Source organism: Persicitalea sp., assembly GCF_041751555.1.
Taxonomy (GTDB): Bacteria; Bacteroidota; Bacteroidia; order Cytophagales; family Spirosomataceae; genus Persicitalea.
Window position 1 is genome coordinate 1 of sequence record NZ_JBGSXF010000094.1, and the last position, 13,004, is coordinate 13,004.

The 13,004-nt window shown below is 50.6% G+C and carries 11 protein-coding genes and 1 tRNA gene; 6 read left to right on the top strand and 6 right to left on the bottom strand.

Annotated features, from left to right (window positions below):
- Nucleotides 1-108: 108 nt before the first annotated feature.
- A complete protein-coding gene (locus tag ACEW8P_RS03010; protein ID WP_373511628.1) occupies nt 109-732 on the top strand; it encodes an OmpH family outer membrane protein in 624 nt (207 codons plus the stop codon).
- A gap of 75 nt (nt 733-807) precedes the next feature.
- Here the strand turns inward: ACEW8P_RS03010 and tig are convergent, their stop codons facing one another.
- Both tig and ACEW8P_RS03020 read right to left on the bottom strand, forming a co-directional pair.
- Nucleotides 808-2,190 (bottom strand): trigger factor, encoded by a 1,383-nt coding sequence (gene tig, locus ACEW8P_RS03015; protein WP_373511629.1) that lies wholly within the window; start codon nt 2,188-2,190, stop codon nt 808-810.
- 113 nt (nt 2,191-2,303) lie between these two features.
- Nucleotides 2,304-2,385, bottom strand: a tRNA-Leu gene (locus ACEW8P_RS03020).
- A 269-nt stretch (nt 2,386-2,654) separates the two neighbouring features.
- On the opposite strand from ACEW8P_RS03020, the gene ACEW8P_RS03025 reads away from it, so the two are divergent.
- From ACEW8P_RS03025 to ACEW8P_RS03040, 4 genes are all read left to right on the top strand, one after another.
- Nucleotides 2,655-4,925, top strand: a complete 2,271-nt coding sequence (locus tag ACEW8P_RS03025; RefSeq protein ID WP_373511630.1) for a bifunctional (p)ppGpp synthetase/guanosine-3',5'-bis(diphosphate) 3'-pyrophosphohydrolase — start codon at nt 2,655-2,657, stop codon at nt 4,923-4,925.
- Nucleotides 4,926-4,960: 35 nt separating this feature from the next.
- On the top strand, nt 4,961-5,467 hold the full coding sequence (locus ACEW8P_RS03030) for a Fur family transcriptional regulator (RefSeq protein WP_373511631.1): 507 nt from the start codon (nt 4,961-4,963) through the stop codon (nt 5,465-5,467).
- A 175-nt stretch (nt 5,468-5,642) separates the two neighbouring features.
- Nucleotides 5,643-6,932, top strand: a complete 1,290-nt coding sequence (locus ACEW8P_RS03035) for an adenylosuccinate synthase (RefSeq protein WP_373511632.1) — start codon at nt 5,643-5,645, stop codon at nt 6,930-6,932.
- A gap of 86 nt (nt 6,933-7,018) precedes the next feature.
- Nucleotides 7,019-7,528, top strand: coding sequence for a GNAT family N-acetyltransferase (locus tag ACEW8P_RS03040; protein ID WP_373511633.1), 510 nt, complete (start codon nt 7,019-7,021; stop codon nt 7,526-7,528).
- A gap of 17 nt (nt 7,529-7,545) precedes the next feature.
- On the opposite strand, the gene ACEW8P_RS03045 is transcribed toward ACEW8P_RS03040, so the two are convergent.
- The 4 genes from ACEW8P_RS03045 to aat form a co-directional block, all read right to left on the bottom strand.
- On the bottom strand, nt 7,546-8,628 hold the full coding sequence (locus ACEW8P_RS03045; RefSeq protein ID WP_373511634.1) for a M20 family metallo-hydrolase: 1,083 nt from the start codon (nt 8,626-8,628) through the stop codon (nt 7,546-7,548).
- Between the two features lie 52 nt (nt 8,629-8,680).
- A complete protein-coding gene (locus ACEW8P_RS03050; RefSeq protein ID WP_373511635.1) occupies nt 8,681-9,967 on the bottom strand; it encodes a glutamate-5-semialdehyde dehydrogenase in 1,287 nt (428 codons plus the stop codon).
- A 150-nt stretch (nt 9,968-10,117) separates the two neighbouring features.
- Nucleotides 10,118-11,155 carry a glutamate 5-kinase gene (proB, locus tag ACEW8P_RS03055; RefSeq protein WP_373511636.1) on the bottom strand — a complete coding sequence of 346 codons (1,038 nt, stop codon included), beginning with the start codon at nt 11,153-11,155 and terminating at the stop codon, nt 10,118-10,120.
- Nucleotides 11,156-11,236: 81 nt separating this feature from the next.
- Nucleotides 11,237-11,860: a leucyl/phenylalanyl-tRNA--protein transferase gene (aat, locus tag ACEW8P_RS03060; RefSeq protein ID WP_373511637.1), complete on the bottom strand. Its 624-nt coding sequence runs from the start codon at nt 11,858-11,860 to the stop codon at nt 11,237-11,239.
- A gap of 479 nt (nt 11,861-12,339) precedes the next feature.
- Between aat and ACEW8P_RS03065 the strand changes: the two genes are divergently transcribed.
- Nucleotides 12,340-13,004, top strand: a 665-nt coding sequence (locus ACEW8P_RS03065) for a GNAT family N-acetyltransferase (RefSeq protein ID WP_373511638.1), incomplete at its 3' end; no start/stop codon positions are given.

Genomic DNA, 13,004 nt, shown 5'->3' on the forward strand with positions numbered 1-13,004 from the left:
TTGATGGACAAATCCCTATCTTTGCGGCTTGTTTTGAAAGACGAGCGATTGTCATCTCATAATTCATCATTCATAACCGCGGGGGCGGACCCCTCATCATTCAAAAACGTGAACAACAATACCTCCCTTATCTGGAATGCCGTCCTGACCGTCGCGGTCATCGTTTTGTTTTTCTTGCATTTTTCCGGCAATAAATCTTCTTCTTTTTCCGGCTCTGACTCCACCGGAATCGGTGGGCGCCGCATCGTGTACGTGCAGGTAGATTCGCTTTTGACCAATTACACTTTCTTCGACGATACCCGCAAAGAATTGGAAAATAAGCGCTTTCAACTGGAAAACGACTTGGCTAACCGAGGCCGTTCTTTGGAAAACGAAATTAAGTTTTTCCAGCAGAAAGCTCAGACCATGACCCTCGACCAAGCCCGCTCCACCGAAGCACAGCTTGGTAAGAAGCAGCAAGATCTTATCGCCTATCGCGACCGCTCAGCCCAAACTTTGGCGCAGGAGGAAGCCGATAAAAACGGCGAACTGTACGACAAAATTTACGAGTACATTGAAAAGTACAATAGGGATAACGACTACGAATTTGTCCTTGGCTACTCCAAAGGTGGTGGTATTCTCTTTGCTGACTCTACGCTGAACGTCACGCAGAAAATGATCGACGGGCTGAACGAAGAATACAAGAAGAACAATCCCAACGCAGCCAAGATAGACTCAACGGCGAAGAAGTAAACGAGACGTTCTAAAAGCAGAAAGCCCCTCCGCAAAATGCAGAGGGGCTTTTTAGTTTACGAAAAACAGAGCGCTTTATGCTTCCGCTTCAACACCTGCTTCTACGGCAGCATCACTTTCGTTGGCTGCCTTAACCATTTTCTCAAACTCCTCCACGTCGATCGTGCGCTCTTCGGTAGCGACCTCATCTTGAATAACGTCCAGTACTTTCAAGTCGAACACCTGATTGAATACCGTGGAGTAGTTGTCTTTTTCGCGGTCGGCTAGGTAGCCACTAGCCACGCGCTCAATCACTTCGTCCATGCTGTCATCATTACCGTACATGCCAAATTGACCACGCATCATGTTTTTGGTGTAGGCCATTATTTCTGGATATTCGACCTTTAGATCGGCCTTTTCGGCGATGCGATTCTTGATCAGGCTCAATTTTAGCGATTTCTGAAAATCCTCGAATTGCTCCTCAACTTGCTTGCGGGTGAATTTGCCTTCGTTGGTTCGTTCCAGCCAGTCTTTCAGAAAGTCAGCGGGCAGGTCGATCTCAATTTCGTCCAGCAGTGCCTTCTCAAGGTCACGGCGCAACATCGTTTCAGTTTCGCGGGCGTAGTTTTCCTCAATGATCTTGGCTACTTCGACGCGGAAGTCTTCCTCGCTCGTGACCGAGCCAGGACCCAGCACTTTGTCAAAAAACTCCTGATTCAATTCGGCGGGAGCCGTACGGGTGATATCGTTCACGACGAAAGTGAAGTCGCCCGTGAGCTCGCTCACGTTTTCTTTCTTCTTACCCGTGACGTGGGCAATCGCCGCCTCGTCCTCGAAAGTGTCCTGAATATCGAACACAATTTCGTCGTCTTTCTTCACACCCAGGAATTTTGCCCGATGCGCTTCCTTCACGCGCTTGGTCGGGATGGCCGTATTGGTTGTAAACTCCGAAGATTCCTGCTTCAATTCACCAAATAGCGTATCGCCCAACTCGGAAATCTCAGGATTGATCGGATCAGAAAAGCGGTCACGCAGTTTCCCAATGGAGTCCTCCACTTCTTTCTCGTCGGCCGTGATAGTATAGTGAGGCACCGCAGCAATCTCCGATAAATCCACCTCAAAGTCGGTCGCCATGCCCAAGTCATACACAAACTCGAAGTCCGTCTGCGTGTCCCAGTCGATGGCCTCAGCCTGCTCGCGGTTGGGCAGCGGGTCGCCGACGATCTGAATCTTGTTTTCGCGAATATAATCCGTTACGGCGTGACTCAGCATGTTGTTGATTTCGTCAACTTTGATGCTCTTGCCGTACATGCGCGTAATCACTTGTGGCGGTACTTTACCCGGCCGGAAGCCTTTCAGATTGGCTTTCTTAGCGTAGTCCTTGATGGACTTATCGACTTTTTCCTGATAATCGTCCTTCGTCAGCTTCACCGTCAGCGAAGCCAAAGTAGGGGAGCTCTTTTCTAATTGGACATCCATTACTTAATGAGTGAATTGTGAATGAGAGAATGAGTGGATAAAGAAGCGAAGAGCAAAAAGTACCCACTTATTCAAAATTAAAAAAGCCCCTTCTCTGGGGCTTTTTTCGATCGTACGGGCGGAGGGACTCGAACCCCCACGCCTTGCGGCACTAGATCCTAAGTCTAGCACGTCTACCAATTTCGCCACGCCCGCGTACTTTCCAAATGCCTTATCCTTAACAAGGCTACTGATTTTGGGAGTGCAAAGGTAATCAGACAAGATGAATTTTTATTTATTTTCAAAAAGAATTTGCTGATTTTTTACAAATAAAAACGTGTAGTTTCTTTATAAGTTAATGTTGTTCAGTAAGTTGAAAAGCATAAGTAGAAGGTTCTAAATACTGGATGAATTCTAACTCTGTTGAAATTTAGCGCTTTATCGCCTAATTTGGTGTAGCCTTACCGAATAATGAATCCGACACTGTGGAAACCATTGCCATCGACTTAGAGCAGGAGCGCAAAGATATCCTGAAAAAATACCGCAAGCTGCTCAAAACCGCCAAGCCTTTTTTGAAAGACAACGACGCCAAACTCATCAAAAAGGCGTTCAATACTTCAATGGAGGCACACAAAGACATGCGGCGGCGTTCGGGCGAGCCGTATATCTATCACCCGCTGGCCGTGGCGCAGATTGTCGTGGAAGAAATTGGGCTGGGTACCACAGCGATTGTGGCCGCGCTGCTGCACGATGTAGTGGAGGATACGGAGATGACGATCGACGACATAAGTCGACTGTTTGGAAAGAAAGTCGCTAAGATCATCGACGGCCTAACCAAGATTTCGGGCCGGTTCGAGTACGGCTCCTCGCAACAGGCGGAGAACTTCCGTAAAATGCTGCTCACGCTCTCCGACGATGTGCGCGTAATCCTGGTCAAGTTGACGGACCGCCTGCATAACATGCGCACGCTCGACTCCATGCCGCGCGACAAGCAATTGAAGATCGCCTCCGAGACAATCTTTATTTACGCCCCGCTGGCCCACCGCCTCGGTCTGTACGCCATCAAGTCGGAGTTAGAGGATTTATATTTGAAATACGCCGAGCCGGAAGCCTACCGCGCGGTATCGCGCAAGCTGCGGGAAACGAAGACTGCCCGCGACCGTTTCATTGCCCGTTTTACTGATCCCATTGAGGACGATCTGCAGGCGGCAGGATTGAAATACATCATCAAGGGCCGCCCTAAGTCGATTTATTCGATTTGGAACAAAATGCGCAAGCAGAACAAGCCCTTTGAGGAAATTTACGACCTCTTCGCCATCCGCATTTTGATCGACGCCCCGGCGGAATTTGATCGCGAAAAGGCACTCTGCTGGCAGGCTTATTCCATCGTTACGGATCACTATAAGCCCAATCCTGATCGGCTGAAAGACTTCCTTAGTACTCCCCGCGCCAACGGCTACCAGTCGCTGCACTCGACAGTGATGAGCAGGACGGGGCAGTGGGTGGAGGTGCAGATCCGCACCAAGCGCATGGACGAAATTGCCGAAAAGGGCTACGCGGCGCACTGGAAGTACAAAGGAAACGATACCAAAGTGCGCGGCAACATCGAGGACTGGATCAACCGCGTGCGCGAAACCCTGGAAGACGGCACGGGCGACCGCACTGCTGCCATCGAGTTTCTGGATGAATTCCGCAGTAATCTCTTCACGGAGGAAGTCTTTGCCTTCACGCCCAAAGGGGAACTTAAAGTACTGCAGCAAGGCGCCACGGCTTTGGATTTTGCCTTCGACATTCACTCCGAGGTGGGTGCGCACTGTATGGCCGCCAAGGTAGGCGGCACGCTGGCACCAATCAGCTACGTGCTGAAAAATGGAGATCAGGTCGAGATCATCACCTCTAACAAGCAGAAGCCAAATGAGGACTGGCTGCGCATCGTGGTCACGTCCAAGGCCCGGGCGCGGATCAAGGACTTCTTGAAAGAAGAAAGCCGCCGCTACGAAACTGACGGCAAGAAAATGGTGGAGAAAAAACTCAAAACGCTGGGGCTGGTAGTTTCACCCGAAACCTTCAACCAACTACGGGCCTTCTTCGAGTGCAAAACGCCGACCGATTTTTTCTATCGCATCGGCAAGGGGTACATTCAGTTGGATGAGCTCAAAAAGTTCAGGAAATACAAGGAAAGCAAGGAGAACAAAGAACGGAAGGAGAAAGTCAATGGCGAGGAAACGCCCGATGGCAAGGCCGTGGTCAAGGTGCTGAAAAGTATCCACGGGGAGCGCACCGACAACGACACGCTGCTCATCGGCGAGGACATGGACAAGATTGACTACAAACTGTCGCCTTGCTGTAATCCAATTTCGGGCGACGATGTATTCGGCTTCGTAACTATAAATGAGGGCATTAAGATTCACCGTACTACCTGCCCTAATGCCGCAGAGCTGATGTCGAAGCACGGCAACCGTATCCTGAAGGCCAAGTGGAAATCGCAGAAGCAGGAGGCGTTTCTGGCTGGTCTCCGCATCACGGGTACTGATCGCGTGGGACTGATCAACGACGTAACGCGCATCATTTCCAGCGACTTACTTATCAATATGCGCGGCCTGACAATTGATACCGAAGATGGCGTGTTCGAGGGTGATATTAAGCTATACGTCCACGACACCAGCCACCTCGACATGCTCATCAATAAATTGGAACGCGTGGACGGGGTGTTCAAAGTCCTCCGCTTCGATGCCAATCTGAATAAGGTTTCGTAAAAAATGCCGATATTTGCACCTGATTTTTGCCACCTATGCCAAACAACCCCAAGGACAATTTGGAAGCCGCGCGGAAAATTCTAACGGCCTATCTGGAAAACAAGGGCCTTCGCAAGACGCCTGAGCGTTTTGCGATTTTGGAGGAAATCTATACCCGCAGTGACCACTTTGACGTGGACGAGCTGTATATAAGCATGAAGAATAAAAAGTATCGCGTCAGCCGAGCTACGGTATATAATACATTGGACGTACTGGTGGACTGCGACTTGGTCACTAAGCACCAGTTTGGCAAGAATTTGGCGCAGTATGAGAAATCGTACGGTTTCAAGCAACACGACCATCTTATTTGTACCGATTGTCACAAGGTGATGGAATTCTGCGATCCTCGTATCCAATCAATCCAAAACATGGTGGGCGAGATGCTGCATTTCAAGGTAGATCACCATTCGCTGATTTTTTATGGCGGTTGTACCCGCTCCAACTGCGAAAACCGCAGCGACCTTTCCGAAGAAGAAATCTTCGGACCGGGCACCAATAACTGATTCTAAACCTCACGCCCGCTTCGACCAATGAACACGGTTGAAGCGGGCATTTTTTTTAATGGAGAATGGAGAATGGAGAATGGAGAATGAATGCGATTCACATGCGGAATTGTACTCAACCTTATGAAAAGGTCAGTCCAACGTCCAACGTCCAACGTCCAGCATCCATTTAATTATGAAAGTTGACGTATTACTTGGCCTCCAATGGGGCGATGAAGGAAAAGGCAAAATTGTAGACGTGCTGGCGCCGCAGTACAAGGTCGTAGCCCGTTTCCAAGGTGGCCCCAATGCGGGCCACACTCTCGAATTCGATGGTATAAAGCACGTGCTGCACCAAATCCCGTCCGGGATTTTCCGCTCAGATATTCAAAATATCATCGGCAATGGCGTGGTCCTGGACCCCATCGTGTTCCGCCGCGAGATCGAAGGCTTGCAGAAGTACAACCTGGATTTAAAGTCTAATCTTTTTATTTCCAAGAAGGCCTCCCTCATCCTGCCGACGCACAGTTTGCTTGATGCCGCCTACGAAAAATCAAAGGGAGACGACAAGATCGGCTCCACCCTGCGCGGCATCGGCCCCACCTACCAGGATAAAATTGCCCGCCTCGGCCTGCGCGTCGGCGACACAGTGACGGGCGATTTTAGGCAGAAGTATCAAAAGTTGGTCGATGCCCACAAGGCGATTCTTGATTTTTATAAATTCGATTATCAAGAATTGCTAACTGCCGCTGAGGAGAAGTTTTTTGCGGCAGTGGAGTTTATGCAGCAGTTTCAGCTCGTGGATAGCGAGTACCTCATCAACGAATCACTAGCCAGCGAAAAATCCGTGCTGGCCGAAGGCGCGCAGGGTTCTCTACTGGACATCGACTTCGGTTCGTATCCCTTCGTGACCAGTTCCAGCACTATGACTGCCGGGGCCTGTACGGGCCTGGGCGTGTCACCGCACGCCATCGGTGAGGTATATGGCATTTTCAAGGCCTACTGCACCCGAGTTGGCAGCGGACCGTTTCCGACTGAGCTTTTGGAGGAGACAGGCGAAAAAATGCGGAAGGAAGGTAATGAGTTCGGATCTACCACGGGCCGTCCACGTCGCTGCGGCTGGCTGGATCTACCTGCACTGAAATACGCCATCATGCTCAATGGCGTGACTCAATTGGTGATGATGAAGGTGGACGTCCTTAACATCTTTGACTCTATCCGCGTCTGTACGCACTACCGCCTGGCCGATGGCACTACGACCGACCATCTTCCTTATGACCTCTGCACCGAAGACGTCGAGCCTGTTTACCAAGATTTCAAGGGTTGGGAGCAATCATTGGACGGCCTCTATGCCTTCGATGACATGCCCGCCGCGCTCACGGCTTACGTGGACTTTCTGGAAAAAGAATTAAAACTACCGATTGTATTTGTGTCCACCGGGCCGGATCGTGAGGCGCTGATTCAGCGAGAGACGGTAGTTGGCTGAGGCAGGGGAGGAGAAACCGCAAAATTCGGGTTGTACTGTTTTGGGATTGTTGCGTCATTTGCCTTCGCAAAATCAACCTGCTAATCATGATAATCCGAAACAGCACCGAAGCCGACATTCCCGAAATTTTCCGACTTTACCGGGAAGCAGCCGCTCACCAGGCCAAAGTCAAAGCAACCGTTGTGTGGCCTACTTTTGAAAGACAACTTGTGGACACCGAAGTGGCCGAAAACCGGCAGTGGAAAATGGTAGTTGACGGTCAAATTGCCTGCGTGTGGGTCATTACTTTTGAGGACGCGCAAATTTGGGAGGAGCGCAACTCCGACTCCGCCATTTACATCCACCGAATAGCGACTAATCCAGCTTTCCGGGGCCAAAATTTTGTGATCAAGATTGTGAATTGGGCCAAAGCTTACGCCAAAAGTCTCGGCAAAAATTATGTGAGGCTGGATACGATTGGTAATAATATCCGGCTGATCGAACACTATACAAGTGCCGGGTTTGACTTTTTGGGAGTCTTCAACTTGAAAAACACCACCGGGCTTCCTGAGCATTATCAGCAAGGTCCGGCGGCGCTTTTTGAAATAAAATTGTGAGGACGGAATTCTTATTCCTACACTATCTCCTCCAACATCCGCACGTACTGCGCTATACCTGCTTCGATTTCTTGCAAATAAATAAACTCATCAGCAGTATGCGAGCGGCCCGAATCGCCTGGCCCCATTTTCAGTGAGGGGCAGTCCAGCAAAGCCTGATCGGAGGTAGTTGGTGAGCCGTAAGTGTTGCGTCCCAGCCGCACCCCTGCCTGCACGATGGCGTGATCGGTCGGAATGCTCGAGGGGCGAAGCCGCACCGAACGTGCGTCCACTTCCGACTGAATATTAGCCTGCACGATATCCACGACCTCTTCCAGCGTGTATTGCTCCGTCACGCGTACATCTACGGTGAAAGTGCAGGTGTCCGGTACGACGTTGTGCTGCGTCCCGGCGTTAATCATTGTTACTGACATCTTAATCGGGCCGAGCGTAGGAGATACTTTTGGAAAACGGTAGCCCGTAATCCATTCAATGTCTTTGATGGCTTTGTAAAGCGCGTTTTCGCCCTCGTCGCGCGCGGCGTGGCCGGATTTTCCTTTGGCAGTACAATCCAGCACAAGCAACCCCTTCTCGGCTACGGCCAGGTGCATTTCGGTCGGTTCGCCCACAATGGCGAACTCGATCGGCGGAAGGTCGGGCACGACGATTTCGAGTCCTTGCTTGCCCGAAATTTCCTCCTCGGCACTGGCGACCAGGGCGATATTATAGGCCATGTCCGTCCGTTCGTAGAAATGGCAAAAGGTAGCGATCAGCGACACCAAGCAACCGCCCGCATCATTGCTGCCCAAACCGAAGAGCTTGCCATCACGGACGAGTGGCTCAAATGGATCGAGCGTCCATGATTTGTTTGGTTTTACGGTGTCGTGGTGAGAATTGAGAAGCAAGGTGGGCTTAGCGGCGTCGAAATGCCGGTTCAATGCCCAGACGTTGTTTTGCTTTCGGTGAAAGGGGATGTCCTTTTTTTGTAAAAATTCTTCGAGGTGCCGGGCCGTATTGTTCTCTTCGCGGCTGAAGGAAGACGTAGCAATGAGCTTTTTGAGTAGTTCGGTCGCCTCCTGAGTAAGTGTAGGTAGTTGGTTGTTTTCAGAGGTTGGGGTCATGTAAAAGGGTTTATCTTGAGTAATGCTTTTACCCAAATATACGAAAAAGACCCTACGCCCGCACCTGTCCGTCGCCGCGCACAACCCATTTTTCCGTCACTAGTTTTTCCAAAGCAAAGGGGCCGCGGGCGTGGAGCTTCTGGGTAGAAATACCGATTTCGGCCCCAAGCGCAAACACCGCGCCGTCGGTAAAACGGGTAGAGGCGTTGGCGTACACCGCCGCTGCGTCCACTTCGCTGAGGAAAGTTTCGGTAGCTTCGGTGTCTTCGGAAACGATGGCCTCAGAGTGCCGCGATGAATATTCCTGAATATGCGCCAGTGCCTCAGTCAGACCATCTACGACTTTGACCGAGCACTTGAAATCCAAAAACTCCCGGCCAAAATCTTCCGGCTGAGCTTTTTGTAAAAAAGGATAATCAACGGACTGCAAGATTTGGTAAGCGATTTCGTCCGCGAAAATTTCTACGTCGTGAGCGGCGAGCCCATCTTTGATTTTAGGCAGAAAATCCTTCACCACAGCACGATCGACCAGAATAGTGTCTAGAGAATTACAGACCGAAGGTCGCGACACCTTAGCGTTGACCACGATGGCTGCTGCCTTTTCCAAGTCCGCTGATTTTTCGACGTAGGTATGACATACGCCCGCCCCGGTTTCGATGGTAGATACCAAAGAATTCTTTCGCACGTACTGAATCAAAGCTTCTGAGCCGCGCGGAATGATCAGATCCACGTAGCGCGTGGCGGTCAGCATTTCCTGGGTGTATTTCCGGTCGGTTGGTAGGAGTGTTACAGCGGCGGCAGGTACTTTGAATTTATCCAGAGATTCGTGGATGATTTGTACCAAACAGGCATTTGAAAACGACGCCTCTTTGCCGCCTTTCAGAATACAGGCATTCCCGGAACGCAGACAGAGGGCCGCTACGTCGAGCGTGACGTTAGGCCGCGATTCATAAATCACACCTACTACGCCCATAGGCACGGCAATTTTTTGCATTTTCAAACCCTGCTCCAAAGTACGTTCCAACAACACTCCCCCACTCGGGTCGGGGAGCTGCGCTACATCACGAAGACTTTGCGCCAAACCCTCTATTCGTTTTTCATTCAGTAGGAGCCGATCTTTCTTCGGGTCGGAGTCATCCATGCGATCCAGGTCTTTCTGGTTTTCGGTCAGGATAAAATCCCTCTGCGCCAAAACCCGCTCCGCCAAATTATTCAATAACTCCGCTTTCGTGCTATCGCCCAAATTCCGCACCGCCGCCGCCGCCTGGCGAGTCGCCTGAAATGTAGTACGGGCTTTTAAGCCAGTATCTTCAACTACCGCAAAATCCTGCTCAACCATTTTATTTTTTTGAAAAATTCATCCTCCATCCGGGATAAAGCACCCGGCAATTGATATTTTGCTCCTCAATTCTTTTTACTCATCACCCCATGGAAATTGATTTTTTATTTCCCTGATTTCTGTTTCTCCCCTCCCCTTTCTTCCAGCCACTCAGAACAAAACAATATCACTAGCATTAGCCACCTCAAAATTCAGCGTCTTCAAATTAGCCACAATACCCGAAGAATCCGCCCGCGCCCGCGCAACGGCCACCATTTCACGCTCGGGATTGAATATCTCCACCAATTCCCCGGCTTCGAACTCGCCTTGTACGGTCAGAATCCCGACGGCCAGCAAACTCTTGCGCTTTTGCAAAGCCCGTTCAGCACCCGCATCCACAAAAAGCTGCCCGGCCACAAGGCCGCCGCTGCCCAGCCAGCGGTTGCGGGCTGAAAGGGTGCTGGCCTGCGGCTGAAATTCCGTGCCGATTTCCTGTTTTAACGCCCGCACCAGTCCGTCCGGTTCGTTCATGCCGAAAATGATCACGCGGATACCCATGCGGGTCGCCAGTTTGGTGAAGGTCAGCTTGGACGTCATTCCACCCAGGCCTAGTGCCGATTTGTCGGTACGCACCCACTTGAAGACTTCATCCACCGTTCTGACCTTCGGCACAATGCGACCGGTGTCGTCCAGCAAGCCACCCACCGAGGTACACAGCATCAGCACTTCTGCTCCAAAGCCCGTGGCAATCAACGTCGCCAGTTCGTCGTTGTCCGAAAATTTCAACTCCCGATCGCTGACCACGTCGTTTTCGTTGACAATGGGTATAATGCCACTCGTCCACAATTCCTCGAAGGTACTTTTTAACTGCAAAAATTGGTTGCGATTGGCGAAATGCTGTCGTTCGCAGAGACTTTGGGCAATGGAAATGCCGTGCGGCTGAAAATACCGGGCGTACAGTCCAACCAGTAGTGGATTGCCTACCGCCGCTGCCGCCTTCCGCTGCGTAAGTGTACCCTTATAGTCCACAATATGGCTCTTTCCTGCGCCTACAGCCCCCGACGAAACGATAATAACCCGGTATTGCGCGTATAAACCCGCCACCTGACGAGCTATCTCCGAAATAATCCCTTCATCCGGTTCACCCGTAGCCAACGTGATGGAGGCAGTTCCAAATTTTACGACAAGAATAGGCTTAGTAGAGGACATAGCGGAAAGAGGAAAACAACCTCACGAAGAAAGTGTACTCCCCTCTCCTTTGAGGAGAGGGGCAGGGGTGAGGTGAAATAACTACGCTACCCGCTGAAAAACAGGCATTAATTCAGACTCGACAAACTGATTCTTCTCCACGACCGCCTTCCGCAATCGACCAATGTACTCTAGCTTGGGAATCTCGACCGCCCCGAAACGGCGGACGTTGTCGTTCATAAACTGAGTGTCGAGCAACTTGAAATTGCGTTCTCGTAAGGTTTCGATCAGGGCGTGAAAAGCCACCTTGGAGGCATTGCTCACGCAGTGAAACATCGACTCGCCGAAGAAAGCCGATCCGATCGCCACGCCGTACAGGCCGCCAACAAGTCGGCCTTGCTGGTACGCCTCCACGCTGTGGGCCATGCCAAGATGATGTAAATCTGTATATGCCTGAATGATGGATTCGGAAATCCAGGTGCCTTTCTCCTGTTCGCGCGGCGCGGCGCAACCCCGCATGACTTCCTGGAAATCGTGGTCGATGCGAATCTCGAACGCCTTCTTATTCAGGACGGGACGCAACGATTTGGAAGGGCGGTAAGTGTCGATAGGAATGATAGCGCGCGGGTCGGGCGAGTACCAGTAGAGCGTGCCGTCGGCGTCAGCCATCGGAAAAATCCCATTAATATAGCCATAGACCAGGTCGTCGGCGGTAAGTCGGTTCATGGAATGAGTCTAATTGTGGATTGTGTTTTTCAAAATTATCACATATTTCAAAGATTCACTATAAATTATGCCAACAGGTTGAATATCAAATTCCTGGTAATTAAGAATTTGGAACAGAAGTAAGTTGTTGAATGTGGTTTGGACCAGAAAAACACTCAAACCAGAGACAAAAAGAATGAACGCAAAAAATAAAAGCGCGGTTTAACTGGATTAGAAGCAGATTTTTTGCAAGATTTGCACCGTTTTATACCAAACGCTCGTCGCCCTGACGGCAAAACAGCCCGTGAATAGCAAAGTGGTTCTTACTTTCTTTCATACGACGCCCTTCCGATTTAGGTCCACCCGGACCCTATAATCTCTTTTTGCCTACGTGGCAAATACTTTTCTGCCCTTTTTCCTGCTTTTATATCTTAATTCACTTCCAATCGTTGTGAGTTTCCCCAAGCTTTGCGCAGAAGGAGTCAACTCAGCCTTTTTTCATGAAAAATAAAGAAAATCAAGAAAGTAATTTCATCGTAGAAGTCGCCACCGAAGATCACTTGCATCATGCCGAAACGATCTGCGCTGAAATGGAGGAAAGTGCCAAGCAGCGCGGTACGGGTATCGCCAAGCGTTCCGTGGTCTACCTGATGGAAAAGATGGTGGAAGGCAAAGCCATCATCGCCACTACCAAGGACGGCGATTGGGTTGGCTTCTGCTACATCGAAACCTGGGAGCACGGTAAGTTTGTGGCCAACTCGGGCCTGATCGTCTCGCCCAATTACCGCAAGAGTGGTATGGCCAAGGCCATCAAATCCAAGGCTTTCGAGTTGTCGCGCAAGAAGTACCCTAACGCCAAAATTATTGGTATCACGACTAGCCTGGCGGTGATGAAAATCAACTCCGACCTGGGCTACGAACCCGTCACGTTCAGCGAGCTGACGACCGACGAAGCCTTCTGGAAAGGCTGCGGGAGTTGCGTCAACTACGATATTCTGACCCGTACGGGCCGCAAGAACTGCCTCTGCACGGGCATGATGTACAACCACGAGGAAGCCGAAAAGGTAGAAGCAGGTGAAGAGGAGGGTTGGAATTTTCTAAAAGAATCTAAGCTTTACGAGCGTTGGATGCGCATCAAGCAGCGCATCATGCTGCGAAGGTCAGA

Bases quoted from the DNA above. Each gene is read 5' to 3' on its own strand.
- tig (WP_373511629.1), bottom strand. From the start codon at position 2,190: ATGGATGTCCAATTAGAAAAGAGCTCCCCTACTTTGGCTTCGCTGACG.
- ACEW8P_RS03030 (WP_373511631.1), top strand. From the start codon at position 4,961: ATGCCAAACAACCCCAAGGACAATTTGGAAGCCGCGCGGAAAATTCTA.
- ACEW8P_RS03035 (WP_373511632.1), top strand. From the start codon at position 5,643: ATGAAAGTTGACGTATTACTTGGCCTCCAATGGGGCGATGAAGGAAAA.
- ACEW8P_RS03040 (WP_373511633.1), top strand. From the start codon at position 7,019: ATGATAATCCGAAACAGCACCGAAGCCGACATTCCCGAAATTTTCCGA.
- ACEW8P_RS03045 (WP_373511634.1), bottom strand. From the start codon at position 8,628: ATGACCCCAACCTCTGAAAACAACCAACTACCTACACTTACTCAGGAG.
- ACEW8P_RS03050 (WP_373511635.1), bottom strand. From the start codon at position 9,967: ATGGTTGAGCAGGATTTTGCGGTAGTTGAAGATACTGGCTTAAAAGCC.
- proB (WP_373511636.1), bottom strand. From the start codon at position 11,155: ATGTCCTCTACTAAGCCTATTCTTGTCGTAAAATTTGGAACTGCCTCC.
- aat (WP_373511637.1), bottom strand. From the start codon at position 11,860: ATGAACCGACTTACCGCCGACGACCTGGTCTATGGCTATATTAATGGG.